Raw genomic sequence first — 26250 nt, forward strand, 5'->3', positions numbered from 1 at the left:
GACTAGCTATAATGTCGGACTTCTTCAGGCGGACTACACCGCCTGATAACCAGATTTTGCGAGAGTGGCGGAATTGGTAGACGCGCTGGATTTAGGTTCCAGTAGGGTAACCTGTGAGAGTTCGAGTCTCTCCTCTCGTACCAAATAACAATGAGGCAGATGGTGTCACACCATTCATGCCTTCACCCCATGTTTGAGGTAGATAATGCAAGTTACTGTAGAAAATGTGAGCGAACTCGGTCGCCGAATGACGGTGACAGTCGAAGATGCCAATATCGAAAAAGCAGTACAGGAGCGTCTCAAGTCAATCCGACCTAATGTCAAAATGGCTGGCTTCCGCCCTGGTAAAGTGCCCATGAATATGGTGGCACGTACTCACGGTCCTGCTGCCAGACGCGATGTCATCGACTCACTGGTGCAGGAAAGCATGCGCGAAGCCTTTACTCAGGAAAACATCAACCCGGCTGGCCCGCCGCACATCGACAGCATGGACGAGGAAGGCGAGAAGTTCATCTATACCCTCAATTACGAAGTGTTTCCGGAAGTCAGCGATGTCAAACTGGATGACATCACACTGGAAAAAACCGTTGCTGAAGTCACCGACGAAGACGTCGACAAAATGATCGAAACCCTGCGTGAACAACGCATGACTTGGGATCCGCTGAAACGTGGAGCCAAGGAAGGTGACGGCGTTACTATCGACTTCGTTGGTACCATCGACGGTGAAGAATTCCAGGGCGGTAAAGGTAAAGACGTTCTGATTGAACTGGGTGAAGGCAGAATGTTGCCGGAGTTCGAAGAACAACTGATTGGTAAAAAAGCGGATCAGGAAGTCGAAGTCACTCTGACTTTCCCGGAAGATTACCGTGCAGAACAGCTGCAGGGCAAAACTGCCAAGTTTGATGTTACTGTCAAACAGGTAGCCAAGAAAAAGCTGCCCAAGCTGGATAAAGAATTCGCCGCCATGTGTGGTGTGGAAGAGGGCATTGCCGCATTGAAGAAAGAAGTTCGTGCCAACATGGAACGCGAACTGACTTCGGCGCTCAAAACTCTCAACAAACGCCGAGCTATGGACATGATCGCGCAGAAAAACGAACTGGCGCTGCCAGAAGCACCGGTAGAGCGTGAAGCCCAGTATCTGGCGGAGCAGGCCAAAAATAACCTTCGTAATCAGGGCGTTAACGTAGAAGGCATTCCTTTCGACCTGGAAAACTTCAAACCCAATGCTCAAAATCGCGTCAAGCTGAGCCTGTTGATCGGTAAGATCATCTCAGACAATGAAATCAAGCCTGACGAGGAACGTGTCAAGCAGGCTATTGATAACATTGCAGCCAGCTACGAAGACCCGGAAGAAGTGGTTAACTACTACATGAACAATCAGGAAAGATTGTCAGAAATTCAGATGACCGTGGTTGAAGACATGGTTGTTGAATGGATTTTCGACCATGTTAAAGTAGAAGAGAGTACATCAACATTCTCAGACGTCGTTAACGCTGTATCCAACTAATTGACGACGCTTAACATGAATGCAGCCCGTGCTCATCTTGAATGGGCACGGGCTGATTTTTTATTAGGATCCGGAAAATAGGACGGTTATGACAAACAAATTCTCTAACGAAGAATTCCCAGGTATTCAAAACGCACTGGTCCCCATCGTTGTAGAGCAGACAGCTCGGGGTGAACGTTCTTACGACATCTATTCACGCCTGCTGAAAGAGCGCGTGATTTTCCTGGTAGGGCCAGTTGAAGATCAAATGGCCAATCTGGTTGTTGCCCAGTTACTGTTCCTGGAATCTGAGAATCCGGACAAAGATATTCATCTATACATCAACTCACCGGGCGGCGCCGTCACAGCCGGCATGGCGATTTACGACACCATGCAGTTCATCAAGCCCAACGTCAGCACACTCTGTATTGGCCAGGCGGCCAGTATGGGCGCTGTATTGCTGGCTGGCGGTGCACAGGGCAAACGTTACTGCCTCCCTAATTCCAGAATCATGGTGCATCAACCGCTGGGCGGCTTCCAGGGTCAGGCCTCGGATATCGATATACATGCCAAGGAAATCCTCAGTATCCGTGAACGTCTGAATGGAATTTTGGCTCATCACACTGGTCAAGATATTGAGACAATCCGCCGCGATACGGATCGTGATAACTTCATGAATGGCGATAGAGCGGTTGAATATGGTTTAATTGATTCTGTACTGACTAACCGTCCTGCAGAAACGGCATAAACCGCCGATAATGATTATAGATTTGATGAGTAAGGTAGTAAGGCTATGAGCGACGACAAGAACAACGACGACAAATTACTCTACTGCTCTTTTTGCGGTAAAAGTCAGCATGAAGTTAAAAAACTGATTGCGGGTCCGTCAGTGTTTGTATGCGATGAGTGCGTCGACCTGTGCAACGACATTATTCGCGAAGAAATGCAGGAAATGTCTGCGGATGAAGCCGAGACCAAACTGCCAACGCCTCGTGAGATTAATACCGCACTCGACAATTACGTGATCGGTCAGGAAAAAGCCAAGCGCTACCTGTCGGTGGCAGTCTACAACCACTACAAACGACTTCGCAGTGGCCACAAAGAAGACGATGTGGAACTGTCTAAAAGTAATATTCTGCTGATTGGGCCCACCGGTAGCGGTAAAACGCTGCTCGCAGAAACCCTGGCTCGCCAGCTGAATGTGCCGTTTACCATGGCTGATGCCACCACACTGACTGAAGCAGGTTATGTCGGGGAAGACGTCGAAAACATCATTCAGAAACTGTTGCAGAAGTGCGACTACGACGTTGATAAAGCCGAGACCGGTATTGTATACATTGACGAAATCGATAAGATCTCGCGCAAATCGGATAATCCCTCAATCACCCGTGATGTCAGCGGTGAAGGTGTGCAGCAGGCCCTGCTGAAACTGATTGAAGGTACCATTGCGTCTGTCCCGCCCCAGGGTGGCCGCAAACATCCGCAGCAGGAATTTCTCCAGGTTGATACCAGCAAGATCCTGTTTATTTGCGGTGGTGCCTTTGCTGGACTGGATAAAGTCATCCGTAATCGTACTCATAAGGGCGGCATCGGTTTCTCTGCTGAAGTTAAAAGCCTAGATGATCAACGCCCACTCAGCGAAGCGCTTCGCTCTGTCGAACCGGAAGACCTGATTCAATACGGTCTGATTCCAGAGTTTGTTGGTCGTCTGCCAGTGGTAGCGACGCTGGACGAACTGGATGAGGATGCCTTGATTCAGATTCTGACTGAACCGAAGAACGCCCTGACCAAACAGTACAGTCGCCTGTTCGAAATGGAAGGTGCCGAACTCGAGTTCCGTGATGATGCACTCCATGCTATTGCACGCAAGGCAATGGAACGCAAAACCGGTGCACGTGGCTTACGTTCCATCATCGAAAATGTGCTACTCGATACCATGTTCGACCTGCCTTCATTGGAAAATGTCTCAAAAGTGGTTATCGATGAGAGCGTGATCGCTGGCGAAAATTCACCGATCCTGATCTACGAAGATCAGAGTGCGGACATGGCGTCTGGTGACAAATAAGCGTCTGTAAACATTCGCGGCATCGTCCTCAGGGGCTGTTGACACCCATCTGGCCTGACCTCCATTCAATTGTTCGTCAGGCCGGAGTGGGGCATGTTCTATCATTTCATCACATCACCCGCATCAGTCATTTAAAGTGCTTATGCTGATTTAACGCTTTTGGATTAAGGGCTTGAAACGACAGCTTCACTGGCTGTTACCAAAGATACCAATCACCACTCATATAATTTGAGTAATTAATCCAATTGAATGCTTGATATCCTGATGCCTGTCCCCATATTGAAATCATGTTTGATTTAAGTGCCGCGAGCGCTCTTAAGAGGTTCCCCAATGGAAAATGAAGTAAAAACCACTCCCAACGATAACGGCATGCAGGTTGTGCCTGTCCTGCCGCTACGTGACGTTGTTGTCTATCCTTACATGGTCATACCGCTGTTTGTCGGACGGGATAAATCCATCAAGGCGCTGGAAGTGGCTACCGATGAAAACAAGCAGGTTTTGCTGCTTGCTCAGAAAGACTCTTCTGAAGATGCACCGGAATCAGAAGGTCTCTACGAAACGGGAACACTGGCTAATATCCTGCAGTTACTGAAACTGCCTGATGGCACAGTCAAGGTGCTGGTTGAAGGTACCCAGCGCGCCAAAGTGGCCTATTTCAGTAAAAAAACTGAATACATGGAAGCAGAAGTCGCGGCTTTCCCCGATGACGTCACAGACGATCGTGAATCCGATGTTTTAATGCGAACCTTGATGGGACAGTTTGAACAATACGTCAAACTCAACAAGAAGATCCCGCCTGAAGTGATTGCCTCACTGTCCAGTATCGATGAAGTCTCACGGATGGCTGACACGGTTGCAGCGCACATGAGCCTTAAGCTTGAGGACAAACAGAATCTGCTGGAAATGAGCGATGTTAAAGCGCGCGTTGAACGTCTGATGGCCTTTCTCGAAGGCGAAATTGATATTCAGCAAATTGAAAAACGCATCCGGAATCGCGTCAAGAAACAAATGGAGAAAAGCCAGCGCGAATATTACCTGAACGAGCAACTGAAAGCGGTTCAGAAAGAGCTGGGTGAAATTGATGAAACGGCCAATGAGGCTGATGAGCTGGAAGCCCGTATCAACAAAGCAGGGATGCCTGCTGAAGCACTTGAAAAGGCTGAGTCTGAGCTCAAAAAACTGCGCATGATGTCGCCGATGTCAGCTGAAGCGACCGTCGTTCGTAACTACATCGAATCACTACTGGAAGTGCCCTGGAAAAAACGCTCGCGGGTTACCCTGGACCTGGATCGTGCAGAGAAAGTACTGGAAGAGGATCACTACGGTCTGGAAAAGGTCAAAGAGCGTATTCTCGAATACCTCGCTGTGCAGAAACGCGTCAAGAAGTTGAAAGGGCCGATTCTGTGTCTGGTTGGCCCTCCAGGTGTAGGTAAAACTTCGATCGCTCAATCCATTGCCCGCGCGACAAACCGCAAATACACACGTATGGCCCTGGGTGGCGTTCGTGATGAGGCTGAAATTCGTGGCCACCGTCGCACTTATATCGGTTCCATGCCGGGTAAAGTCATTCAGAATATCTGCAAAACCGAGGTTAAAAACCCGCTGTTCCTGCTCGATGAAATCGACAAGATGGCACAGGATTTCCGTGGTGACCCTGCCTCTGCGTTACTCGAGGTACTGGATCCGGAGCAGAACTCGACCTTTGCTGATCACTACCTGGAAGTTGAATATGACCTCTCGGATGTGATGTTTGTCTGCACCGCGAACACCCTCAACATCCCGGATGCACTGCGCGACCGGATGGAAATTATCCGTCTTGCCGGTTACACCGAAGATGAAAAACTGAACATCGCGGTCAAGTACCTGTTACCCAAAGCCATCAAACAGAATGGTCTGAAAAAAGTCGAAGTGGAAATCACGGAAGAGGCCATTCTGGAAATTATCCGTCGTTACACCCGTGAAGCGGGTGTACGTAGCCTGGAGCGTGAAATCTCCAAGATCTGCCGTAAGCTCGTCAAGCAGATCCTGCAGGAGAAGAGCAAGAAGAAACTGGTGGTTACCGCCAAAAACATCGAAGACTACCTCGGCGTTTATCACTATCAGTACGGGGTTGCTGAAGACAATGACCGAATTGGTCAGGTCACCGGTCTGGCCTGGACTGAAGTTGGCGGTGAGTTGCTGACCATTGAGTCCGCAGTGATGCCGGGTAAAGGCAAATCCGCCTACACCGGGAAACTGGGTGATGTCATGCAGGAGTCGATTCAGGCTGCCACTACCGTCGTGCGTTCACGCTCAACCGAGTGGGGTATCAGTGAAGACTTTCTGCAAACGCACGATCTTCACGTTCACGTTCCGGAGGGCGCGACACCCAAAGATGGTCCGAGTGCCGGTATTGGCATGTGTACGGCACTGGTGTCAGCAATTACTGGCATACCGGTCAAATCCAATGTGGCGATGACCGGTGAAATCACCCTGCGTGGAGAAGTGCTTGCCATAGGGGGGCTGAAGGAAAAACTACTGGCAGCCCATCGTGGCGGCATCGATACGGTACTGATTCCGCAGGATAATGTGAAAGACCTGAAGGAAATTCCGGATAACGTGAAACAGGGCCTCACCATTCTTCCTGTTCGCTGGATCAATGAAGTACTGGAAGTGGCCTTACAGCATATGCCTCACGGTACTGAGAGCAGTGGTGAAGCCGAAGGTGTTATTGCCAGTGATAAAACCAGTTATCATGAGGTAAACTCTCCTCAGAAAAGACACTGATAACTCCGGGAGCAGGTGATGACACTGATTCAGCAACAACGCTTATTGGGCGCGGTATTACTGGTTTGCCTGATCGGTGTCATTGCCTGGTTTTTATTGGATACGGTTGAAAAGAACCAACCGGAACAGCCTCAGGAAGAGCCGATTGCCTTTGACTCGGTGATAGAACCGATTCCGGATGATGTCGAAGTGATAGAGCCAACGGAAGAAGCACTGGTTGACCCACAGGGGTTATCTGAGCCTGCATCCTTGACCGATTCGCAGGATGCCTCAGCTGCTGCACCGCAAGCAACGTCACCGCAAAGCTCGACACCAGCGCCGGAACCAGAGCAAAAAGCGGAGACAAAACCAGCACCGGCGCCTGAGCCGGAAGTTGAAGCGAAGCCTGAACCCGTCAAAGCTACTCAAGACAATCGGCCTGCCGCAACAAGCACGGCAGAGCCACAGTGGGTATTGCAGCTGGCCAGCTTCTCTGTCCGAGACAATGCCGATGCGCTATCGACTCAACTCAAGCAAATGGGTTACGACCCGATGATTGAGACGATTTCCAATGCAGGCACACTGATATACCGTGTCAGACTTCAACCGGTCACCGACCGAATCAAGCTACAGCAAACCGCTGAAAGACTTAGCGATAAACTCAAACTCAATGCCCAGATTCTGCAACATAACCCTTGATTTGTGGTCATAGTTGTCTCTGCAATATAACTGTAAAAATGGCTGGGTTGTTGCCGGCCAATCTGTTAGAATTCGCACTTTAAAACGCAGGGTATTGCGGAGTGTATATGGTTTGGGTTGATTACCTGATTATCGGGATCATCGCCATCTCGGCCGGTATCAGTATCGTCCGTGGGTTTATGAAAGAGGTGCTCTCGCTAATCAGTTGGATCCTGGCATTCTGGGTCGCCCTGATGTTTCACTCCCATTTATCAACCTTGTTGGCAAATTACATTTCCACCCCCTCAATCAGGCTCTTTCTCGCATTCTTCGTTTTATTTGCGGTCACACTGATTCTGGGCGCACTGGTTAATCATCTTATCTGTCAGGTGGTTGAAAAAACCGGCCTGACCGGCACGGATCGCTCGCTGGGCGTGGTCTTCGGCTTACTTCGAGGTCTCGCCATCGTGACAATTTTAGTTTTAGGCGCAGGCGCGACACCGATGCCTGCAGATACTTGGTGGCAGAACTCACTGCTTATCGATCACTTTGTGAAACTGGCACTCTGGGTCCGGGAGTTTTTACCGGCAGAGATTGCACAACACATCAACTACAACTAACTCCTGACAGGGCAATTTATGTGCGGAATTATTGGTATTGTTGGTCATTCTGAGGTTAACCAGGCCTTATATGATGGATTGACCGTGTTGCAGCATCGGGGGCAGGATGCCGCTGGCATCATGACCTGTGACCAGGAAGGTAAGTTTTTTCTGCGTAAGGACAATGGTCTGGTTAAAGACGTGTTTCATACCCGTCATATGATCCGGCTCAAAGGCAGAATGGGGATTGGTCATATTCGTTATCCGACCGCGGGCTGCTCCAGTTCTGCTGAGTCTCAGCCGTTTTATGTCAATTCACCTTTCGGCATTGCACTGGCGCACAATGGTAACTTGACCAATACCAAGATCCTCAAAGAAGAACTGTTCCAGACCGATCGCCGTCATCTCAACACCGATTCGGATTCGGAAGTACTGCTCAATGTCCTGGCACATGAACTGCAAACCAGCAGCAAACTCAAACCCCAGCCGGATGATGTCTTTAACGCAGTGAGAGAAGTTCACCGTCGTTGTCGTGGTGCCTATGCTGCTGTCGCGATGATCTCCGGTGTGGGGGTACTGGCATTCCGCGATCCCTATGGCATTCGTCCGGTTGTTATCGGCAAACGTGAAACAGCTAATGGCACGGAATACATGGTGGCCTCAGAGAGTGTGGCCGTGGATATTCTGGATTTTGAACTGGTGCGTGATGTCGAGCCCGGCGAATGCGTATTTATCGACACGGAAGGTAACTTTCATTCTCAGCAGTGCGCAAAGAACCCGGTCAAGTCTCCCTGTATCTTTGAATACGTCTATTTTGCCCGCCCGGATTCAATGATGGATGGGATCTCGGTGCATAAGAGTCGCATGCGTATGGGCACCAAACTCGCAGAGAAAATCAAACGTGATTATCCCGAGCACGATATTGACGTGGTGATTCCGATACCGGATACCAGTCGCAGCGCTGCCTTACAGCTTTCCTATGACCTGGGCGTGGTGTATCGCGAAGGCTTTATCAAGAATCGTTACATCGGCCGTACCTTCATCATGCCCGGCCAGACCATGCGTAAGAAGTCCGTGCGTCAGAAGCTGAATGCAATTGACCTCGAGTTCCGGGGCAAAAACGTGTTGCTGGTCGATGATTCCATAGTACGTGGCACCACTTCCCAGCAGATCGTTCAGATGGCGCGTGATGCCGGTGCTAAAAAAGTATACCTGGCTTCCGCCGCACCGCCGGTTCGTTTCCCGAATGTATACGGTATCGATATGCCTTCCTGCAATGAGTTCGTTGCACATGATCGCAATGTCGATGAGATTGCCAAAGAGCTTGGTGTGGACTGGCTGATCTACCAGGACCTGCCGGACCTCGTCGCTGCCATCAACAAGAAGAGTAACGTCGAACGCTTTGATACGTCCTGCTTTGACGGTAATTATATTACCGGTGATATTGATGCGAATTATCTGTATTACATTGATGCGCTTCGTAATGATGCCAATAAGCAGTCAAAAGAAAAGGGCAATGCCGTTATAGAATTGCACAATAACGCTTAATGCGGCATGCAGCTTGCTTTGATCTGCTTTGCTGTTTAGTCACAATTCTTATATAATCCCGTCGATTATGCGCCAGTATTTACCTGAAGAAATTGATCCGTTTCGTTTTGCCCATAATGGGCGGGAGCTGAATGGCGAGGTCGATCTGGCCGAAATGACGCGTCTGGCCGAGTCTTTGCGAAACACCGATGGCAAAGTCAAAATCTGGATGCGGTTTGATATCGATGATACCGGCACACCGTTTATGGAAGGCCGTTTTGAAACGACTTTGTCACTGACTTGTGAGCGTTGTTTGCAGGCAATGACATTACCCATGGATATTCACAGTCTGTTGGGTCTGGTTCGTCACGAAAAGCTGGCTGAAAAGCTGTCTGATCAATACGAACCCTGGGTAGTTGAAGACTCGGAACTGACTGATCCGGTATCGGTGGTTGAAGACGAACTGATTCTGGCACTGCCCCTGGTGCCAAAGCACGAGGAAAACTGTTTGCCTGAAACGGCGCTGTTTTCAGGGGACGAAGAAAGCGAGGAGGAGGCGGTTAAGCCGAATTCTCCGTTCTCAGTGCTATCGTCACTGAAAACAAAAAAATGATTTGAATTTAATTAAGGCTTAGGAGTTTTACACATGGCTGTTCAACAAAACAAAAAGAGTGCTTCACGTCGTGGCATGCGCCGTTCACACGATGCGTTGAAAGGTTCAACCTTGTCTGTCGACGCAACTACTGGTGAACTGCACCGCCGTCACCATGTATCAGCTGACGGTTACTACCGTGGTCGTAAAGTTGTTGCAGATAAGAGCGAATAAGGCCTGGATAGACATTGAGCCTGACGATTTCAATTGATGCGATGGGCGGGGATCACGGACCTGAGGTCGTGATCCCCGCTGCCTTATCAGCGCTGAAAAAACATCCCGAGGTCAATTTCATCCTCGTGGGTGACAAAGACACCCTCACTTACCACCTGCAGCAGCATAAAGTGCAGGATGATCCTCGAATGCAGGTTCACCATGCCTCACAGAAGGTAGAGATGAACGAACTGCCTTCGCAGGCACTTCGGGGTAAAAAAGATTCCTCTATGCGGGTGGCTATAAATCTGGTCAAAGAGGGCATGGCATCAGCCTGTGTCAGTGCCGGTAACACTGGCGCACTGATGGCAACAGCCCGTTTTGTCCTCAAAACTTTGCCCGGTATCGAACGTCCGGCGATCGTGACGGCTTTACCAACCATGACCGGTCACACCTATGTGTTGGACCTGGGGGCGAATGTTGATTCCAGTGCTGCGCATCTGGTGCAGTTTGCTGTGATGGGATCGGTACTGGCTGAACTGGTCGATGGCAAGCCAAACCCATCTGTGGGTCTGCTCAATATTGGTTCAGAAGAGATCAAAGGCAACGAACGAGTCAAAGAAGCGTCTCGTCTGCTGGAACAAACTGATCTGAACTACCAGGGCTACGTCGAAGGTGACGGCCTTTACCACGGTGAAGTGGATGTACTGGTCTGTGACGGTTTCGTTGGCAACGTGGCATTGAAAGCCAGTGAAGGTGTAGCGCATATGATTCGCCATTACCTGCGTGAAGCATTCACCCGTAACTGGCTCACCAAACTGGCAGCGATTATTGCTTCGCCGGTGCTGAAGCAGTTCCGGCGCGATCTGGATCCACGAGCTTTTAACGGTGCCAATTTGATTGGTCTTCAGGGCATTGTGATTAAAAGTCACGGCGGCGCGGATGCCTTTGCCTTTGCTAACGCGATTGATATTGCGATTGTTGAAGCCAAGAAAGATGTGCCTAAAAATATCAGCAAACATCTTGATGTGTTGCTGGAGGGGCAGGTTCTGTGATCTATTCACGTATTGCCGGCACCGGTAGCTATCTGCCTGAAAAGGTGCTGACCAACCACGATCTTGAGAAGATGGTTGAGACCAGTGATCAATGGATCACTGAACGCACCGGTATCAAAAAACGCCATATCGTCGCTGATGATGAAACCACGACCGATCTGGCTTACCAGGCAGCGCTGAAAGCCCTGGAAGCGGCGGATATCACTAAGAATGATATTGACCTCATTATCGTGGCAACCACAACGCCGACCCGAATTTTCCCCAGCACCGCTTCACTGCTTCAGGAAAAACTCGGGATCGGCGGTTGTCCTGCTTTCGACATTCAGGCTGTCTGCACGGGCTTCGTTTACGCTTTAACTGTTGCGGATAAATTCATCAAGGCTGGCGGTGTCAACAACGTACTGGTTATCGGTGCCGAAGCTTTTTCCCGCATTATAGATTGGACAGACCGTAACACCTGCGTGCTGTTTGGTGATGGGGCTGGCGCTGTGGTGCTGCAAGCTTCACAAGAACCGGGCATTCTGTCTACGCACATTCACTCTGATGGTAATTTTAACCAGTTGTTGCATGTGCCTACCGGTCCGGGTTCACGTGACTTCAATGAAGACACGGCTTATGTCGATATGCAGGGTAACGAAGTCTTTAAAGTGGCCGTCAGGACATTGAGTACGATTGTCGATGAAACGCTGGAAGCCAACAACATGGATAAAAAAGATGTGGACTGGTTGATTCCGCATCAGGCCAATATCCGTATCATTGCCGCCACGGCACGTAAACTCAATATGTCGATGGATCATGTCGTGGTCACTGTCGATGAACACGGTAATACCTCGGCTGCTTCCATTCCTCTGGCACTCGATGTGGCAGTGCGTGATGGTCGAATCAAGCGTGGCGAAACTTTATTATTTGAAGCTTTTGGTGGCGGATTCACCTGGGGCTCAGCACTCATTCAATACTGATCATTCAGAGGGTTTTTGATGAAATCAGCATTCGTTTTCCCTGGGCAGGGTTCACAGTCAGTCGGCATGCTTGCTGGTCTGGCCACTGAATACAGCCTGGTTAGAGAGACTTTTCAGCAAGCGTCAGACGCACTCGGTTACGACCTTTGGAAGCTCACTCAGGAAGGTCCGGAAGAACAGTTAAACCAGACTGATCGTACCCAACCTGTCATGCTCACCGCGGGTGTCGCAGTTTGGCGTGTCTGGCAATCGATGTCTGACCTGAAGCCTGCCTATTTCGCCGGTCACAGCCTGGGTGAATATACTGCGCTGGTTGCCGCTGATGCCATTGATTTTGTCGATGCTGTCAAACTGGTGGAAAAGCGTGGTCAGTTTATGCAACAGGCGGTACCCGCAGGTGAAGGTGCCATGGCAGCGATCCTGGGGCTGGATGATGACCTGGTTCGCGCATTGTGTGCTGAAGCTTCCGCGCAAGGCATTGTTGAAGCGGTCAATTTCAACTCTCCCGGACAGGTTGTGATTGCCGGCAGCTCGCCTGCCGTCAAACAGGCCATTGCACTGGCAACAGAGAAAGGGGCCAAACGTGCCCTGCAATTGCCGGTCAGCGTGCCATCGCATTGTGAACTGATGAAGCCGGCTGCTGAACAACTTGCTGCGGAACTGGACAAAATTGATCTACGCATGCCATCTACGCCGGTGATTCATAACGCCAGCGTGACTGCAGCAAAGGATATCTCTGAGTTGAAAGCGTTGCTGGCACAGCAGTTACACAGCCCGGTACGCTGGGTGGAGACAATCCAATGGTTGGCGAATCAGAGCGTCGACACCGTGGTTGAGAGCGGACCGGGTAAAGTCCTTGCCGGCCTCAATAAACGCATCGATAAGACGCTGAATGCATTACCGGTATTTGATCCGGTCACACTGGAAAAATTACAACAAGCTGTGGGAGAAGGATAATGAGCCTGGAAGGTAAAGTTGCGCTGGTAACCGGCGCTACCCGCGGTATTGGCCGCGCAATCGCACTGAGCTTGGGAGAGCAGGGTGCCACTGTGGTGGGCACTGCAACTTCCAATAGTGGTGCTGAGACTATCAGCAGCTTCCTCAAAGAAGCCGGCATTAACGGCAAAGGTGTTGTTCTCAATGTCACCGATGGTGAGGCTATAGAATCCATTGTTGCTGCCATCGAAACAGAGTTCGGGGCGCCCGATATCCTGGTGAATAACGCCGGTATTACCCGCGACAATCTGTTGATGCGGATGAAGGATGAAGAGTGGGATGACATTATCAACACCAATCTGACGCCGATCTTCAAACTCAGCAAGCGTTGCTTGCGTGCGATGACCAAAGCCCGCTGGGGCAGAATCATCACCATCACCTCAGTAGTCGGTGCCATGGGCAATGCCGGCCAGTCCAACTACGCGGCAGCGAAAGCCGGTGTGATTGGTTTCAGTAAATCGCTGGCTCGCGAGGTTGGCGCCCGCGGTATTACAGTCAACACTGTCGCGCCAGGTTTTATCGATACCGATATGACCAGTGGTCTAGCTGAGGCGCATAAAACGGCGCTGCTGGAGCAGGTGCCGGTCAAACGCCTGGGCGAGCCGGAAGAAATTGCGGCGGCGGTCAGCTTCCTGGCCAGCCCGAGTGCCGCTTACATTACAGGTGAAACCCTGCATGTTAACGGCGGGATGTATATGAGTTAATCAGCGCTAAGCGTCTGACAGCACTGATTTTTATTGACGAGACAGTGGCGCCTGCCGGCGTTTAGCTTGTCTCCATGGTGCTGGCACTATAAAATGCCTGCACATTGTTTGATGTATTAACCACCAAAGGAAACATTAGTTATGAGTGATATCGAAGCTCGCGTAAGAGAAATCGTTGTTGAGCAGCTGGGCGTGAATGCAGATGAAGTCACTGCTGACGCTTCATTTATCGACGACCTGGGCGCTGACTCTCTGGACACAGTAGAACTAGTCATGGCGCTGGAAGAAGCATTTGAATGTGAAATTCCAGACGAAGAAGCTGAGAAAATCACCACAGTCAAAGAAGCTGTTGCATATATTAACGCTCACCAGTCTTAATATAGCTGACCGCTTAAAGATAGCCGTCTAGTGTGCGTGCACGCTAGGCGGCTATGTTGTGTATAGCAGTGCTCTATCAAGATAATATTGCTGCATTCGTTATCACTGACTTATGCAATCCCGGTTTGTGACCGTCTTCAGTGCCTTGAACTGATTGCAATGCGACAATCTTATCTTGAGTGAGTATAGGTTTTNAGGGGTAATCCTGATGTCTAAAAGACATGTTGTGGCGACTGGTCTGGGTGCCGCCACACCTGTTGGCCTGACAGTCAAAGAAAGCTGGGAAAATATTGTGGCTGGTAAACGCGGTGTCGCACCACTGACGTTGTTTGACGTGTCGGATTTCAGTGTCCATTTCGGTGCCAGCGTCAAAAATTTTGACGTCACCAGCGTCATTCCTAAAAAAGATGCCAAGAAAATGGATACCTTCATCCATTACGGCATTGCCGCCGCCAAAGAGGCCATTGAAGATGCCGGTCTGGAGGTCACAGAAGACAATGCGGAACGTATTGGTGTAGTCATTGGCTCGGGCATTGGTGGCTTGCCAGGTATTGAAGCCGGTTATGACAATTATCTCAGTGGTGGTCCACGCAAAATTTCTCCGTTCTTTGTCCCCAGCAATATCATCAACATGATCTCCGGTAACCTGTCGATCATGTATGGTTTGAAAGGGCCCAACACCGCTATCGTTACTGCCTGTTCGACGGGCACCCACTGTATTTCTGCTGCAGGTCGCATGATTCAGTACGGCGAAGCCGATGTGATGATCGCCGGTGGTGCGGAAATGGCGACTTCTAAAACCGGTCTGGGTGGCTTTGCTGCTGCTCGCGCCTTGTCGACCCGCAATGATGACCCACAGGCAGCCAGCCGTCCCTGGGATAAAGACCGTGATGGCTTTGTGCTGGGTGATGGTGCCGGTGTGCTGGTTCTGGAAGAATACGAGCATGCGGTTAAACGTGGGGCGAATATTTATGCCGAACTCATCGGCTCCGGGATGAGCAGTGATGCCTATCATATGACCATGCCGTCTCAGGGTGGTGAAGGTGCGGCCCGTTGCATGAAAAATGCGATGAAAGATGCTGGACTGAATGCAGATGAAATTGACTACATCAATGCGCATGGTACTTCGACGCCGGCAGGTGACGTCGCAGAAACCATGGCTATTAAACAGGCGCTGGGTGATGCTGCATCCAAAACCGCTGTTAGCTCGACCAAGTCGATGATTGGACATCTGTTAGGTGCTGCCGGTGGTGTCGAAGCTGTCTTCAGTGTCTTGTCGATTCGTGATCAGGTGGCGCCTCCCACCATCAATCTGGATAATCCTGACGAAGCCTGTGACCTCGATTATGTCCCGCATACAGCGAGACAAATGCCGATCAATGTCGCCATGTCGAACTCATTCGGTTTCGGTGGCACCAATGGTACCGTTATCTTCAAAAAGCTGAACTGAATCCAGAGTAGCGTTCAGTGATTCTGATAAACGGCCAACCCGATAACAGAATCCCTGTGACAGACCGTGGCCTGCAATATGGCGACGGTCTGTTTGAAACACTGGCTTTTCGCCGGGGCAAGCTGGAGTTTCTCAACGCGCATCTGCAGCGCCTGATGTGGGGCTGTGAGCGGCTGGGGATTAATTTTGCCGACAAGGATAAGCTTGAGGTTGAACTGGCCACAGTCTGTGCCCAGACAGCCGAAGACAGTGTGATTAAAATCATGGTCACCCGCGGCAGTGGTGGTCGCGGTTACAAGGCCCCAGAAGAAGCGGAACCGCTTCGAATCATTTCCTCTCATCCCATGCCGGACTATCCGGAAAGCTGCCAGCAGGGCATCACAGTCCGACTGTGCCAGCATCGTCTGGGAATCAACCCGGCACTGGCCGGCATTAAACACCTCAATCGTCTTGAGCAGGTGCTGGCGCGCAGTGAATGGGATGATCACACTATTCGTGAAGGCCTGATGCTGGATATCAACGACAAGCTGGTAGAAGGCACGATGAGTAACCTGTTTATGATTCAAAACGGGCAGTTAGTGACACCAACTATCGCAGAAAATGGCATTGCCGGAATTATGCGCGGCGAAGTCATCAAGTTGGCTTCAAAATTGGATATCCCTGTTACTGAAAAAAACATGAGCCTCAATGATCTGGAACAGGCTGATGAAGTCTTTCTCACCAACAGCATTATTGAAATCTGGCCAATAACACATCTTTGGAACACCGATCTGAAATGGCCTTACGGCATGCTGACCCGTCGTTTTCAAGCCGAGCTGAAACAAGCCGAACGTTAATATGACAAAGACCCTGTTATTTAAGGTTTTATTACCTGCGGCTATCGTGGCCGCTGTCTGCACTTATTTTGCACTGCAGTATCAACGTTTTCTCAATGAACCATTGGCGCTCGATAATGATATGAGCTACACCGTTGAACCCGGCACGAACCTGAAAAAAATCAGCGAGGATTTGAAGCAACTGGGGCTGACGGATTTACCACCGATCTATTTACAGGTTTATGGCCGTCTCACTGATCAGGCGCATAAAATCAAAGCTGGTGAGTATCAGATAGAAGCTGAGACTACGCTACCTGCGTTTCTCGATAAACTGGTATCAGGCAAAGTTGTGATGAATGCCTTCACCATCATCGAGGGTATGACTGCCCGGGAGATGATCACGAGCCTGCACGCGCACCCGAAGATTGTTAAAACGCTGGATACCCATAGTCTGGACAAGGTTATGGCTGAACTGCGCGCTCCGGAGAAAAATGGTGAAGGTTGGTTCATGCCGGAAACTTATCATTTCCCCTCAGGTACCACTGATATCGCCTTCCTTCGTCGTGCCTATCAGCAAATGCAGGAGAGCTTGGAGCAGGCCTGGCAGAACCGTGCTGAAGACCTGCCCTATGACACGCCCTACGAAGCGTTGATTATGGCGTCAATTATCGAGAAAGAAACCGGTATTGCTGAGGAAAGACCGCAAATTGCCGGGGTTTTTGTTCGCCGTTTGCAGAAAGGTATGCGGCTGCAAACTGATCCGACGGTGATTTATGGCCTTGGAGAAACGTTTGATGGTAATCTGCGTAGAAAAGATTTACGCAGTGACACGCCCTACAACACATACACGCGTGGTGGACTGCCGCCATCACCGATCTGTCTCCCGAGTATCGAGTCGATTGAGGCTGCATTGCATCCGGCCGATGGTGACAGCTTGTATTTTGTTGCTACCGGTGAAGACGGTCGACACAAGTTTTCTGCGACCTTAAAAGAACATAACCAGGCAGTCAGACGCTATCAACTCAGGTAATCATGAACGGAAAATTCATCAGTGTTGAAGGTATTGAGGGCGCAGGTAAATCCACTCAAATCAGCTTTATCCGTGACTTTCTGGAAGCAAATGGCAAAACAGTGATCGTGAGTCGTGAGCCTGGTGGTACTGACCTGGGCGAACAGATTCGTGAATTATTGCTGGCCCCGCGCGAGTCTGGCATGAGCGAAGATACCGAATTGCTGTTGATGTTTGCCGCCAGAGCAGAGCATCTGCATCAGAAAATCAAGCCAGCACTGGAACGCGGCGACTGGGTATTATGCGACCGTTTTGTTGACGCGACCTTTGCCTATCAGGGAGGGGGCCGTGGCATAGATCGCAAGCGAATTCAGACTATCTCTGACTGGACATTACAAGGCCTTCAAACGGATCTGACGCTGTTATTTGATCTGCCTGTCTCGGTCGGTCAATCCCGGGTTATCCAGCGTCAACAGCAGAAAGATCGTTTCGAGCAGGAGAAGTCGGCTTTCTTCGAAAAAATCCGTGACTGCTATCTGCAACGTGCTGAAACAGAGCCGGATAGAATCAAACGGATTGACGCCAGTCAGGATATTGAAGCCATTCAGGCACAACTCACCACCATCCTAACGACCCTTTTGTCATCATGATGGCTAATGTTGATTACAGCTGGCACCAAAAGCCCTGGCAGCATCTGCAGGCGATGCAGCAGCAGGGGAGGATGCCGCATGCACTGCTGATTTCAGGTATTGCCGGTGTGGGAAAGCGCGCTTTTGCAGACAGGCTGATAGCCAGTTTGTTATGCAGCCAGACCAACAGTGGGTTTGATGCCTGTGGGCACTGCCATAGCTGTCAGCTTCTGGCTGCCGGTTCCCATCCGGATTATAAAGCGGTGAGTCCCGAAGAGCCCGGCAAACAGATCAAAGTCGATCAAATACGTGATTTGAAACAGAGTCAGACATTGATGCCCAAGGTGTCCCGCGGCAAGGTGGTGCTCATTAGCGCGGCGGACCAGATGAATATCTCTGCCTTCAACAGCCTGCTCAAGCTACTGGAAGAACCTCAGCCGGAATCTGTGCTGATATTGCTCTCGGAAAACCGTCAGCAGCTGCCAATCACCATAAAAAGCCGTTGTCAGACATTGGCTATCCCGACCCCTGACAAGGAAGCGGCACTGGCGTGGTTGCAGCACACGGATATGTCGTTCTCAGAGGATGAATGGTTGTCATTGTTGAGAGTGAGTCATGGCGCACCGCTCGCTGCCATGGCTGCCGGCGAAGCGGGCCTGCAGCAAAGCCGGCAGGTGACTCACGACATTGCTCTGCTGATGCAGGCGAAAGCGAACCCGGTGCAAATGGCTGCTGATTGGCAACAATTCGATTTGAAATCAGTGCTGTATCAGATTCAGCAGATGATGCAGACTAAAATCAGCAATCTGCTCATTCGCGATGAGCCGGTGCCGGGCGTGATCCTGCGTCAGTACTGGGCTATCATGGATTGCATCAGCAACACAATAAAGTTAATATCATCTCAAAATAATCTGAACAAGATATTGTTAATAGAGGATTTTATGGTGACGGTTATGCAGCACGCTGATCAGCTTCATCAGCTCAAGGAAACCCAAAGGTAACAGCCATGGCAATGAATCCACGCAAGGGCATTCTGTCACTGAAAATCACCGATCAGAATATGCTCTATCATTCTTACATGCCGTTTCTGAAAAATGGTGGCCTGTTTATACCGACCAACAAGAGCTATCAGATCGGTGAAGAGGTTTTTATCCTGTTGACCCTGATGGATGAGGCTGAAAAGCTTCCCGTGGCCGGCAATATTGTCTGGATTACACCCCGCGGGGCACAGGGCAACCAAGCGGCGGGGATTGGTGTCCATTTCAGTGATATCGACGGGGGCGCTTCCGTTGTTCGGGGTAAAATCGAAAATTATCTGGTGGATAAGCTCAAATCCGATAAAGCCACCTACACCATGTAACGCACACGCGTTACGCAATCAAGCTTTCAAGAATTTTTTATGTATATTGACTCTCATTGTCACCTCAACATGCTGGCAGATGAGCCGGGCGGTATTGACGCCATGGTGAGTGAAGCCAGCGATAACGGTATTGAACACATTCTCTGTATTGCGATTGATAAAGCCAGTTGCGCAGAAGTGAAATCGATTGCAGACAGCTTCCCGCAAGTCACTGCCAGTGTCGGCATTCATCCTAATGTCGATGAGCAGGAACAATTCACTGTTGAAGAGCTTGTGGCACAGGCTGCTCACCCCAAAGTCATCGCGATTGGCGAGACCGGCCTTGATTATTTTCGCAGTGAAGGTGATCTGGAGTGGCAGCGTGATCGTTTCCGTGTTCATATTGAAGCCGCTAAAAAAACCCAGAAACCATTAATTATTCATACCCGTGAAGCGCGCGAAGATACGATGAGTATTCTCGAGAACGAAGACGCTGAAAAAGCCGGCGGCATCATTCACTGCTTCACTGAAAACTGGGAAACCGCCAAACGCGCTCTGGACATCGGTTTCTATATTTCGCTGTCTGGCATTGTCACTTTCAAGAGTGCGAGAGAACTGCAGGACGTGGCTAAGAAGTTGCCGCTGGACCGGATGCTGATCGAAACAGATTCCCCTTACCTGGCGCCCGTACCACACCGAGGTAAAACCAATAAACCGGTTTTCGTCAAACATGTGGCTGAGTTTCTGGCCGAGTTGCGCGGGGATACAGTCGAAAACATTGCAGCAACCACGACGGCTAATTTCCAGCGCCTGTTCCCTTCTACGGTTCAGTAAGCATGCGGCTGAGACATCTGCTGACCAGCTGGCTGCTGATCCTCAACCTGTCTTTGCTTGCTGCCTGTGGCGACAGTAGCCAGGCATCGCTCCGCACGCTATCCGAAGAAGCGGTTATTCTGGCTTTTGGTGACAGCCTGACCTATGGAACCGGTGCAGAACACCAGACGGAGAGCTATCCCGCCATATTGGCTGAGCTCAGCGGGCGAACAGTGATTAATGCTGGCGTGCCGGGAGAGGTCAGTCGCGAAGGCCTGGCCAGGATTGAAACCTTACTGACACAACACCAACCAGAACTGGTTCTGCTCTGTCATGGTGGCAATGACCTGCTTCGCAAACTGAGCGAAGTCGAGCTCAAACAAAACCTCACTCAGATGATACAACTTATCCGTCAGCAGGGTGCTGAGGTGGTGATGTTATCCGTACCCAAACCAGGCTTGTTTCTGAAGCCGTCACCAATTTACCGGGAAGTCGCGCAGTCGCTGCAGGTCCCCCTGGAAGACAATATCATTGTTGAGATTGAATCTGAAAACACGTTGAAATCCGACCCCATTCATCCGAATGCCAGCGGTTATCGACTGCTCGCTGAACGGATTCATCAATTGCTCAGCCAGTCAGGCGCCTTGTAACGCTCCATAAGGAACTTCAGTCATTGCGTTTGAGTCCGTTGATGAAACACGGAGACAGCGACTGATGAGACATCTTTTCCTGATAGCCAGCATGCCCATGCTAATGACTATGCCGCTCAGTGCGGAACCTGCCTTTGGCTCGCTTGCTAACGATTGCTATAACGAGTGGAAGACCCGTGGCTGGGTGCTTGGTGAGGACAATACCCCGGCGCACGATGTAGAACGCTTTGCCAACGGTATCAGGAAAATCTGTGAAATTCGCTCACAGATGTTTGTCGAAGACACCGAAATATCACCTTATATTCAAGGCCGTTTGGCCGAGCTGGCTCCCTATGTGTTTTCAGGTGACGAGCAGGCTATCCGGATGCTGATTACCAAGCTGAATCAGCGTCGACCGGGTCATCAGTTCTCTGGTAGCTTTATGCATGACTAGTCGCGGTCTGCAATACCAGTTCGGGCATGGCGGGAGATGCGCCAATGTGCTGACTGAGAACAATGCAGACAGAGGGATGCCGGGTGCGTACTTCATCGAGAATACCCGGTATATCCTCAGTGACATGTCGACCTGAATTGAGGAAATAGGGGAACACGATCACTTCATTTGCACCCTCGCTGATGCAATGGGCGACGCCATCTGGGATCGATGGGTCGGCGAGTTCCAGAAAAGCGGCCTCCACCAAATCAAACTCTGGCTGCTGACTGGAACGCAATTGTTCTGCCAGGGCGAATACTTCCTGATTTGAAGCTTGCCTGCGGCTACCGTGAGCGACAATAAGTAGGGCTTTCATCTTGTTTCCTTCAGTCATTTAAATTTAGCTCGGATATTAATGGACATTATCGCAGTCTAGTTGCGAACGATACGTGAAAAAAACGGGGAAATCTCATGCTTAGCAAATTGACCTGGATGTGGATGGCGCTGTTTATGACGGGTTTTTTCTCTTCATCCGTCATGGCGCAGGATGAACATAAACAATGCGCTATGATTGCCTCATTGACCGGCGATTATTACGCTCAGCGGCTGGAAGGAAAGTCTAAAGCGGACATGCAGCAGAGCACGCCACCTGAATTTATTAACAGTGATTTTTTCCGCATCGTAGATTTGGCAATAAACCTAGCTTTTAACTTTGATGATTCACTTAACGAAGATCAAGTGGAAACCCAGGTCTACGACAGTTGTATGCGTAATAAACCCTGATTAGAGAGAAAATTGAGAGCGATGCCGATGGCAACAAGTGATGAGGTGCCCGCCTCTTCGAAACTGATGGGCTTCTTCGCCACAATACATACACAGCTGTACTGAACGCATCTGAGCTTTCTTGATAATCTCGCTGATATCCCTGTTGCGGTTAATCACCTCGCAAGTCAGTTTGCCCATATGCTCCTCGATGAAAAGTATACGCGGGAGAAACATGCGTTGCCGGCGTTTCAGATTGACTTGCTGAACTACGTCTTCAATACTCGCGCACATCCCGTAAACCAGATCGAACCAGCCATCAGGTACTGTAATTTGATGGTTTCTCCCCAGAGAGATGGGACAGCGAAGTTTGAGGCGGGCTTTTTGAGACGCTTTCATAGTCAGGTTTAAAAAAATGGATGGCACGAAAGGTGCCATCCAAAGTCAACCAAGATATAGCAAGGATAAAGATGCTGCTTTGGCAAGCAGCAATATTAAAGACAAATGCAAAGGCAAAAAATTCACTCAGCTGAAAAAATAATTTTGGCTTAGTGTTGCCAGTTGATTGCTCCCTGATGCTGCTTGTACCAGTCGATGAAATCGTTCTCCGGCACCGGCCTGGAAATATAAAAGCCTTGTGCCATATCACAGCCAATATCGCCAAGGAATTGCATTACGGCAGCATTTTCAACGCCCTCGGCAATTGTTGTCAGGTCGATCTTGTGGGCAAGGCTGACAGCAGCCTCGATGATATGTATGGCATCCTGGCCTCGGGGCAAACGCCTCACAAATGACTGATCAATTTTCAAGTGAGTTATCGGCAAACGATGGAGGTATTGCAGAGAGGAATATCCCGTACCAAAATCATCGACCGCAATCTGAATGCCGGCGTCAGCAAGCTTAGTAAGCTCGTGAATCGTGTGGTTCATATCTTTGATAAGCGCACTTTCGGTCAATTCCAATTCCAGCACTGTACCTTCAAGGCCGAACTCAGCCAGTAGTTTAAATATATTCTCGGCGAAATCAGGCTGACAGAGGTTATGGGCAGAGATATTGACTGCGATAGGTACGGAGATGGATTGCTCCTGGAAGTGGAGCGCGGTATGCATCGTTTGAGTGAGAACAAATTCGGTGAGCGGGTGAATTAAGCTACTTCTTTCAGCGCAGGGAATAAAAGTGCCTGGTGGAATATTACCGCGGCTTGGGTGAGTCCAGCGAAGTAGTGCTTCTACACCAAGGAGCTTGCCGGAGTGGATATCGATTTTTGGCTGATAATGGAGTTTGAGCTGATTCTGTTCAATCGCTCTCATTAACTCGCCCAGCAAGGACACGTTCTCTCTGGTAGCCAGTTTGATAGAGGGTTGATATTCTACAAATTCCAGTAATGAGTCATTGGCTGCACTAAGCGCAGCCTCCGCTTGTTGTAGATAGAGTCCCGGATTGCTATGAACATCAGTGATAGTGACATAGCCCATTCGGGAATCGACATGTACCGGTATGCCTTCAAACTGGTAAGGCAGACGTGATGTACGATTTAAATCCAGCAAAATTTCATTCATATCCTGTATGTCTATGAGTTCAATCAACGCGCTAACTTCTTCAGTATCGGCACGGTATACCTGTCCTCGATTAATCAGAATATGATTGAAACGATGCGCTGTCTGCGTGATGATGCTTTCTATCACCTCATGCCCAAAAGCCGCTTTGAGCTCTACTGTGCTATTGACTGACAGCACGAGCAATATTCTGTTTTGAACAGCCGAACGTTTACGACGAGGTATCAAGCTAAGGTCATCCATCAGCGCCAGCCTGTTAGGTAATTGTGTTGCCACGTCATGACGTGAGACCCAGTGCAGGTGTCGAATGTAGTTTCGTACAGTGGCGCTGACGGCACCACTCAAAGAACCGAGGAGAACAAAAAAACCCGTTCGATAGAGCCAGTTAACCGTGGGCTGCATTTCACCGGTGACGATATCCAACGGCATATTGGGTCCAAGAATCAGACCACCAATCAAGGCAATAGTCACGCCCCCAGTCACGCCGTAAATCATACCGGACAGCACGATAGGAACATACATAGAATGGGAATAGACATATTTAATACCGCCGGTGTAGTAGACAAGTAAACCGACAGCAATCGTCAACAATACCAGCATCGGTGCAGCAGAATAGTTGATCACCTGCTTGTGGCGGTTAAACCACTGAAAAACACTTACGGTGTGCATCGCCCAATCTACTCCCTGTTAATAACCACTCTGTATTTGGCAGCCCAAAACGGCGCGCCATCCCTAACACGTTAAATTTGTATAACCCGCGAAGTCTGAAAAAGCAATTTTTTATATAACGGTTTCAACGCATGGGCAGAAGAAGCATCACGCCGCATTCACAACATTTAGATTGTTATGGGTGGACAAAAAGTAGAAAAGAAAGCGCTGTCAAAACAGCTATATTTAATTTTAAAATATACAAAGAGATAATATATATTTTATATTTATAAGTGATTTTGGTATTTTCTCAACATAGACATCAACTTTTGAGACGAATCAGGAATGAATATCAGGTTGGATAATGCGCCATTGACTGACGAGCAGTTAGCGCAACTCAATAATCTACTGCAGGATCTGGAAAGCTGGCAGGTCGAATGGCTGTCTGGCTACCTGTCAGGCTTTCGTGCTGCACAGGAGGCAATGCAGGGACAAGCTGTTTCCGTGCCTGATGCTCAGCAGCCCAGTTCAGTGGCACTGACTATTCTGTATGGCTCGCAGACCGGCAATACTGAAGATGTCGCCAATTTGCTGGCTGAGAAGGCACTGGCAGGCGGTATTGAAGCCAAGGTGGTGGATATGGCCGAGTACAAGCCCAAACAGCTGAAAAATGAAGAATATCTTGCCATTCTCTCTTCTACGCATGGGGAGGGCGATCCACCGGATAATGCGCTTGATCTGTATGAGTTCTTACACAGCCGCAAGGCGCCGGAATTAAAGCAGCTGCAGTACAGCGTTCTGTCGCTGGGTGACTCCAGCTATGAATTTTTTTGCCAGACCGGCAAGGATTTTGATGCCAGACTCACTGCTCTGGGAGCGACGGCGATTGTGCCACGGGTGGATTGTGACGTGGATTATGACGAAGCTGCTGATGCCTGGATTAACGAGCTGATTGAGGCCTTGTCAGCGACCGCTGCTATTAGCAACACGCCGAGTTTTAATCTACCTGCTCAAACAGCAGCCAAAACTACGTATGACCGTAAAAATCCGTTTCCAGCCGAGGTATTGGAAAAGCAGGTTCTGAGTGGACGCGGCTCCAGCAAAGAGGTCTTGCATCTGGAATTGTCTCTGGACGGTTCGGGCCTGCAATATCAGCCTGGTGACGCACTGGGCGTGTATGCCCAGAATGATCCTGCTTTGGTAGCGGCTGTGATTGAAACACTTGGCTTTGACCCTGAAACTTTGATTGATAACGACACAGAGCAACAAAAACTGAGCGAGTTGTTGCTGTATCAACGCGAGATTACGGTTCTGACCCGGCCGATGCTGGAACAGTGGGCCGAATTGGCTGGCTCTGATGCACTTAATTCACTGGTCGCTGATAAAGCTGCATTAAATGAATGGCTGCAGGGCAGAGATGTGCTCGACCTGATCCAGGCTTATCCGATCAAGAACCTGGATGCGACTACTTTTGTAAACCTACTCCGCAAGCTGCCGCCCAGAATGTATTCGATTGCATCCAGCCAGGCCGCGGTCGAGGATGAAGTCCATATTACTGTGGCTGCAGTGCGCTATTCGGCACATGAACGTGAGCGTAGTGGTGTGGCCTCAACCTGGCTGGCTGATAGACTGACAGAAGACAGTAAGGTCCCAGTCTACATAGACAGCAATAAAAACTTCAAACTGCCGGATGATGACAATACGCCCATCATTATGATTGGTCCCGGTACCGGTGTTGCGCCATTTCGCAGCTTTATGCAGGAACGTGAGGAACGTGATGCGACAGGAAGAAACTGGCTGTTTTTCGGTGATCAGCACTTTTTAAGTGATTTTCTCTACCAGGTCGAATGGCTGGCCTGGCGTAAATCCGGCTTGCTGACGCGTCTTGATGTCGCTTTCTCACGTGATCAGGCTGAGAAAGTTTATGTGCAACACCGTCTCAGACAGAATGCGGTTGATATCTGGAACTGGCTGCAGGAAGGGGCGCACATTTATGTCTGCGGTGATGCCGACAACATGGCACCGGACGTGAATGAAGCCTTACTGGACATCATCAGCCAGCAGGGTGGAAAAACCCGTGATGAAGCCAGCGACTATCTGCGACAGCTTACCAGAGACAAGCGTTACCAGCGCGATGTCTATTAATGCGATACGCAGACCTTAAAACCCT

28 protein-coding genes and 1 tRNA gene are annotated in these 26250 nt (G+C 49.9%); 27 read left to right on the forward strand and 2 right to left on the reverse strand.

Going from position 1 to position 26250, the window contains the following annotated elements; translation table 11 throughout:
* Window positions 1-58 precede the first annotated feature (58 nt).
* The 24 genes from OMQ46_RS04445 (at window position 59) to OMQ46_RS04560 (ending at window position 21135) form a co-directional block, all read left to right on the forward strand.
* Window positions 59-143, forward strand: a tRNA-Leu gene (locus OMQ46_RS04445).
* A gap of 62 nt (window positions 144-205) precedes the next feature.
* A complete protein-coding gene (gene tig, locus OMQ46_RS04450) occupies window positions 206-1507 on the forward strand; it encodes a trigger factor (RefSeq protein WP_266235492.1) in 1302 nt (433 codons plus the stop codon).
* 88 nt (window positions 1508-1595) lie between these two features.
* Window positions 1596-2234: an ATP-dependent Clp endopeptidase proteolytic subunit ClpP gene (clpP, locus tag OMQ46_RS04455; protein WP_266235490.1), complete on the forward strand. Its 639-nt coding sequence runs from the start codon at window positions 1596-1598 to the stop codon at window positions 2232-2234.
* A 45-nt stretch (window positions 2235-2279) separates the two neighbouring features.
* On the forward strand, window positions 2280-3551 hold the full coding sequence (clpX, locus tag OMQ46_RS04460) for an ATP-dependent Clp protease ATP-binding subunit ClpX (protein ID WP_266235488.1): 1272 nt from the start codon (window positions 2280-2282) through the stop codon (window positions 3549-3551).
* Window positions 3552-3920: 369 nt separating this feature from the next.
* Complete coding sequence (gene lon, locus OMQ46_RS04465; protein ID WP_323135144.1) at window positions 3921-6317, forward strand: endopeptidase La; 2397 nt, start codon at window positions 3921-3923, stop codon at window positions 6315-6317.
* Window positions 6318-6335: 18 nt separating this feature from the next.
* Window positions 6336-6995, forward strand: coding sequence for an SPOR domain-containing protein (locus OMQ46_RS04470; protein WP_266235485.1), 660 nt, complete (start codon window positions 6336-6338; stop codon window positions 6993-6995).
* A 107-nt stretch (window positions 6996-7102) separates the two neighbouring features.
* Window positions 7103-7594, forward strand: coding sequence for a CvpA family protein (locus tag OMQ46_RS04475; RefSeq protein ID WP_266235483.1), 492 nt, complete (start codon window positions 7103-7105; stop codon window positions 7592-7594).
* Window positions 7595-7612: 18 nt separating this feature from the next.
* Window positions 7613-9121, forward strand: coding sequence for an amidophosphoribosyltransferase (gene purF, locus OMQ46_RS04480; protein WP_266235481.1), 1509 nt, complete (start codon window positions 7613-7615; stop codon window positions 9119-9121).
* A gap of 67 nt (window positions 9122-9188) precedes the next feature.
* On the forward strand, window positions 9189-9713 hold the full coding sequence (locus OMQ46_RS04485) for a YceD family protein (protein ID WP_266235480.1): 525 nt from the start codon (window positions 9189-9191) through the stop codon (window positions 9711-9713).
* Between the two features lie 33 nt (window positions 9714-9746).
* Window positions 9747-9926 (forward strand): 50S ribosomal protein L32, encoded by a 180-nt coding sequence (gene rpmF, locus OMQ46_RS04490; protein ID WP_266235478.1) that lies wholly within the window; start codon window positions 9747-9749, stop codon window positions 9924-9926.
* 14 nt (window positions 9927-9940) lie between these two features.
* The gene (gene plsX, locus OMQ46_RS04495; protein WP_266235476.1) at window positions 9941-10960 is read left to right on the forward strand and encodes a phosphate acyltransferase PlsX; all 1020 of its coding nucleotides are present in this window, start codon (window positions 9941-9943) and stop codon (window positions 10958-10960) included.
* The gene (locus tag OMQ46_RS04500) at window positions 10957-11919 is read left to right on the forward strand and encodes a beta-ketoacyl-ACP synthase III (protein WP_323135140.1); all 963 of its coding nucleotides are present in this window, start codon (window positions 10957-10959) and stop codon (window positions 11917-11919) included. Before plsX ends, OMQ46_RS04500 begins: the two co-directional genes overlap by 4 nt.
* An 18-nt stretch (window positions 11920-11937) precedes the next feature.
* Entirely contained in the window at window positions 11938-12876 is a 939-nt protein-coding gene (gene fabD, locus OMQ46_RS04505; RefSeq protein ID WP_323135139.1) for an ACP S-malonyltransferase, read from the forward strand.
* The gene (gene fabG, locus OMQ46_RS04510; protein ID WP_266235473.1) at window positions 12876-13619 is read left to right on the forward strand and encodes a 3-oxoacyl-ACP reductase FabG; all 744 of its coding nucleotides are present in this window, start codon (window positions 12876-12878) and stop codon (window positions 13617-13619) included. Before fabD ends, fabG begins: the two co-directional genes overlap by 1 nt.
* Before the next feature lie 141 nt (window positions 13620-13760).
* On the forward strand, window positions 13761-13997 hold the full coding sequence (gene acpP / locus OMQ46_RS04515) for an acyl carrier protein (protein WP_266235472.1): 237 nt from the start codon (window positions 13761-13763) through the stop codon (window positions 13995-13997).
* A 208-nt stretch (window positions 13998-14205) separates the two neighbouring features.
* Window positions 14206-15447, forward strand: coding sequence for a beta-ketoacyl-ACP synthase II (gene fabF, locus OMQ46_RS04520; RefSeq protein ID WP_266235874.1), 1242 nt, complete (start codon window positions 14206-14208; stop codon window positions 15445-15447).
* Between the two features lie 17 nt (window positions 15448-15464).
* Window positions 15465-16283: an aminodeoxychorismate lyase gene (pabC, locus tag OMQ46_RS04525; protein WP_266235468.1), complete on the forward strand. Its 819-nt coding sequence runs from the start codon at window positions 15465-15467 to the stop codon at window positions 16281-16283.
* Between the two features lies 1 nt (window position 16284).
* Complete coding sequence (gene mltG / locus OMQ46_RS04530) at window positions 16285-17292, forward strand: endolytic transglycosylase MltG (protein ID WP_266235466.1); 1008 nt, start codon at window positions 16285-16287, stop codon at window positions 17290-17292.
* Between the two features lie 2 nt (window positions 17293-17294).
* Window positions 17295-17921, forward strand: coding sequence for a dTMP kinase (tmk, locus tag OMQ46_RS04535; RefSeq protein WP_266235465.1), 627 nt, complete (start codon window positions 17295-17297; stop codon window positions 17919-17921).
* On the forward strand, window positions 17918-18901 hold the full coding sequence (gene holB, locus OMQ46_RS04540; RefSeq protein WP_266235463.1) for a DNA polymerase III subunit delta': 984 nt from the start codon (window positions 17918-17920) through the stop codon (window positions 18899-18901). The genes tmk and holB overlap by 4 nt, the downstream gene beginning before the upstream one ends.
* Window positions 18902-18906: 5 nt before the next feature.
* Window positions 18907-19260, forward strand: a complete 354-nt coding sequence (locus OMQ46_RS04545; protein WP_266235462.1) for a PilZ domain-containing protein — start codon at window positions 18907-18909, stop codon at window positions 19258-19260.
* A 39-nt stretch (window positions 19261-19299) separates the two neighbouring features.
* Window positions 19300-20073, forward strand: a complete 774-nt coding sequence (locus OMQ46_RS04550) for a TatD family hydrolase (RefSeq protein WP_266235460.1) — start codon at window positions 19300-19302, stop codon at window positions 20071-20073.
* A gap of 2 nt (window positions 20074-20075) precedes the next feature.
* Window positions 20076-20702 (forward strand): arylesterase, encoded by a 627-nt coding sequence (locus OMQ46_RS04555; protein ID WP_266235458.1) that lies wholly within the window; start codon window positions 20076-20078, stop codon window positions 20700-20702.
* Window positions 20703-20766: 64 nt separating this feature from the next.
* Window positions 20767-21135 carry a hypothetical protein gene (locus OMQ46_RS04560; RefSeq protein WP_266235456.1) on the forward strand — a complete coding sequence of 123 codons (369 nt, stop codon included), beginning with the start codon at window positions 20767-20769 and terminating at the stop codon, window positions 21133-21135.
* Here the strand turns inward: OMQ46_RS04560 and OMQ46_RS04565 are convergent.
* Window positions 21122-21490 (reverse strand): sirohydrochlorin chelatase, encoded by a 369-nt coding sequence (locus OMQ46_RS04565; protein ID WP_266235455.1) that lies wholly within the window; start codon window positions 21488-21490, stop codon window positions 21122-21124. The genes OMQ46_RS04560 and OMQ46_RS04565 overlap by 14 nt on opposite strands.
* Window positions 21491-21585: 95 nt before the next feature.
* On the opposite strand from OMQ46_RS04565, the gene OMQ46_RS04570 reads away from it, so the two are divergent.
* Window positions 21586-21897, forward strand: a complete 312-nt coding sequence (locus tag OMQ46_RS04570; protein ID WP_266235453.1) for a hypothetical protein — start codon at window positions 21586-21588, stop codon at window positions 21895-21897.
* Window positions 21898-22291: 394 nt separating this feature from the next.
* Entirely contained in the window at window positions 22292-22417 is a 126-nt protein-coding gene (locus tag OMQ46_RS04575; protein WP_266235452.1) for a hypothetical protein, read from the forward strand.
* A 7-nt stretch (window positions 22418-22424) separates the two neighbouring features.
* On the opposite strand, the gene OMQ46_RS04580 is transcribed toward OMQ46_RS04575, so the two are convergent.
* Entirely contained in the window at window positions 22425-24101 is a 1677-nt protein-coding gene (locus OMQ46_RS04580) for a putative bifunctional diguanylate cyclase/phosphodiesterase (protein ID WP_266235450.1), read from the reverse strand.
* A gap of 324 nt (window positions 24102-24425) precedes the next feature.
* Here OMQ46_RS04580 and OMQ46_RS04585 point away from each other — a divergent pair, with 324 nt between their 5' ends.
* On the forward strand, window positions 24426-26225 hold the full coding sequence (locus tag OMQ46_RS04585) for an assimilatory sulfite reductase (NADPH) flavoprotein subunit (RefSeq protein WP_266235449.1): 1800 nt from the start codon (window positions 24426-24428) through the stop codon (window positions 26223-26225).
* The last annotated feature ends 25 nt before the right edge of the window (window positions 26226-26250 follow it).

Source organism: Methylophaga sp. OBS1 (assembly GCF_026319365.1).

What these genes read in the sequence shown, in the direction of transcription:
- rpmF (WP_266235478.1), top strand. Translation starts at nt 9,747, where the DNA reads ATGGCTGTTCAACAAAACAAAAAGAGTGCTTCACGTCGTGGCATGCGC.
- fabG (WP_266235473.1), top strand. Translation starts at nt 12,876, where the DNA reads ATGAGCCTGGAAGGTAAAGTTGCGCTGGTAACCGGCGCTACCCGCGGT.
- OMQ46_RS04575 (WP_266235452.1), top strand. Translation starts at nt 22,292, where the DNA reads ATGGATGGCACGAAAGGTGCCATCCAAAGTCAACCAAGATATAGCAAG.
- OMQ46_RS04570 (WP_266235453.1), top strand. Translation starts at nt 21,586, where the DNA reads ATGCTTAGCAAATTGACCTGGATGTGGATGGCGCTGTTTATGACGGGT.
- clpX (WP_266235488.1), top strand. Translation starts at nt 2,280, where the DNA reads ATGAGCGACGACAAGAACAACGACGACAAATTACTCTACTGCTCTTTT.
- OMQ46_RS04560 (WP_266235456.1), top strand. Translation starts at nt 20,767, where the DNA reads ATGAGACATCTTTTCCTGATAGCCAGCATGCCCATGCTAATGACTATG.
- fabD (WP_323135139.1), top strand. Translation starts at nt 11,938, where the DNA reads ATGAAATCAGCATTCGTTTTCCCTGGGCAGGGTTCACAGTCAGTCGGC.
- acpP (WP_266235472.1), top strand. Translation starts at nt 13,761, where the DNA reads ATGAGTGATATCGAAGCTCGCGTAAGAGAAATCGTTGTTGAGCAGCTG.
- mltG (WP_266235466.1), top strand. Translation starts at nt 16,285, where the DNA reads ATGACAAAGACCCTGTTATTTAAGGTTTTATTACCTGCGGCTATCGTG.
- OMQ46_RS04475 (WP_266235483.1), top strand. Translation starts at nt 7,103, where the DNA reads ATGGTTTGGGTTGATTACCTGATTATCGGGATCATCGCCATCTCGGCC.
- lon (WP_323135144.1), top strand. Translation starts at nt 3,921, where the DNA reads ATGCAGGTTGTGCCTGTCCTGCCGCTACGTGACGTTGTTGTCTATCCT.
- fabF (WP_266235874.1), top strand. Translation starts at nt 14,206, where the DNA reads ATGTCTAAAAGACATGTTGTGGCGACTGGTCTGGGTGCCGCCACACCT.
- OMQ46_RS04550 (WP_266235460.1), top strand. Translation starts at nt 19,300, where the DNA reads ATGTATATTGACTCTCATTGTCACCTCAACATGCTGGCAGATGAGCCG.
- tig (WP_266235492.1), top strand. Translation starts at nt 206, where the DNA reads ATGCAAGTTACTGTAGAAAATGTGAGCGAACTCGGTCGCCGAATGACG.
- holB (WP_266235463.1), top strand. Translation starts at nt 17,918, where the DNA reads ATGATGGCTAATGTTGATTACAGCTGGCACCAAAAGCCCTGGCAGCAT.
- OMQ46_RS04585 (WP_266235449.1), top strand. Translation starts at nt 24,426, where the DNA reads ATGAATATCAGGTTGGATAATGCGCCATTGACTGACGAGCAGTTAGCG.
- OMQ46_RS04565 (WP_266235455.1), bottom strand. Translation starts at nt 21,490, where the DNA reads ATGAAAGCCCTACTTATTGTCGCTCACGGTAGCCGCAGGCAAGCTTCA.
- clpP (WP_266235490.1), top strand. Translation starts at nt 1,596, where the DNA reads ATGACAAACAAATTCTCTAACGAAGAATTCCCAGGTATTCAAAACGCA.
- OMQ46_RS04555 (WP_266235458.1), top strand. Translation starts at nt 20,076, where the DNA reads ATGCGGCTGAGACATCTGCTGACCAGCTGGCTGCTGATCCTCAACCTG.
- OMQ46_RS04580 (WP_266235450.1), bottom strand. Translation starts at nt 24,101, where the DNA reads ATGCACACCGTAAGTGTTTTTCAGTGGTTTAACCGCCACAAGCAGGTG.
- OMQ46_RS04470 (WP_266235485.1), top strand. Translation starts at nt 6,336, where the DNA reads ATGACACTGATTCAGCAACAACGCTTATTGGGCGCGGTATTACTGGTT.
- OMQ46_RS04485 (WP_266235480.1), top strand. Translation starts at nt 9,189, where the DNA reads ATGCGCCAGTATTTACCTGAAGAAATTGATCCGTTTCGTTTTGCCCAT.
- purF (WP_266235481.1), top strand. Translation starts at nt 7,613, where the DNA reads ATGTGCGGAATTATTGGTATTGTTGGTCATTCTGAGGTTAACCAGGCC.
- tmk (WP_266235465.1), top strand. Translation starts at nt 17,295, where the DNA reads ATGAACGGAAAATTCATCAGTGTTGAAGGTATTGAGGGCGCAGGTAAA.
- OMQ46_RS04545 (WP_266235462.1), top strand. Translation starts at nt 18,907, where the DNA reads ATGGCAATGAATCCACGCAAGGGCATTCTGTCACTGAAAATCACCGAT.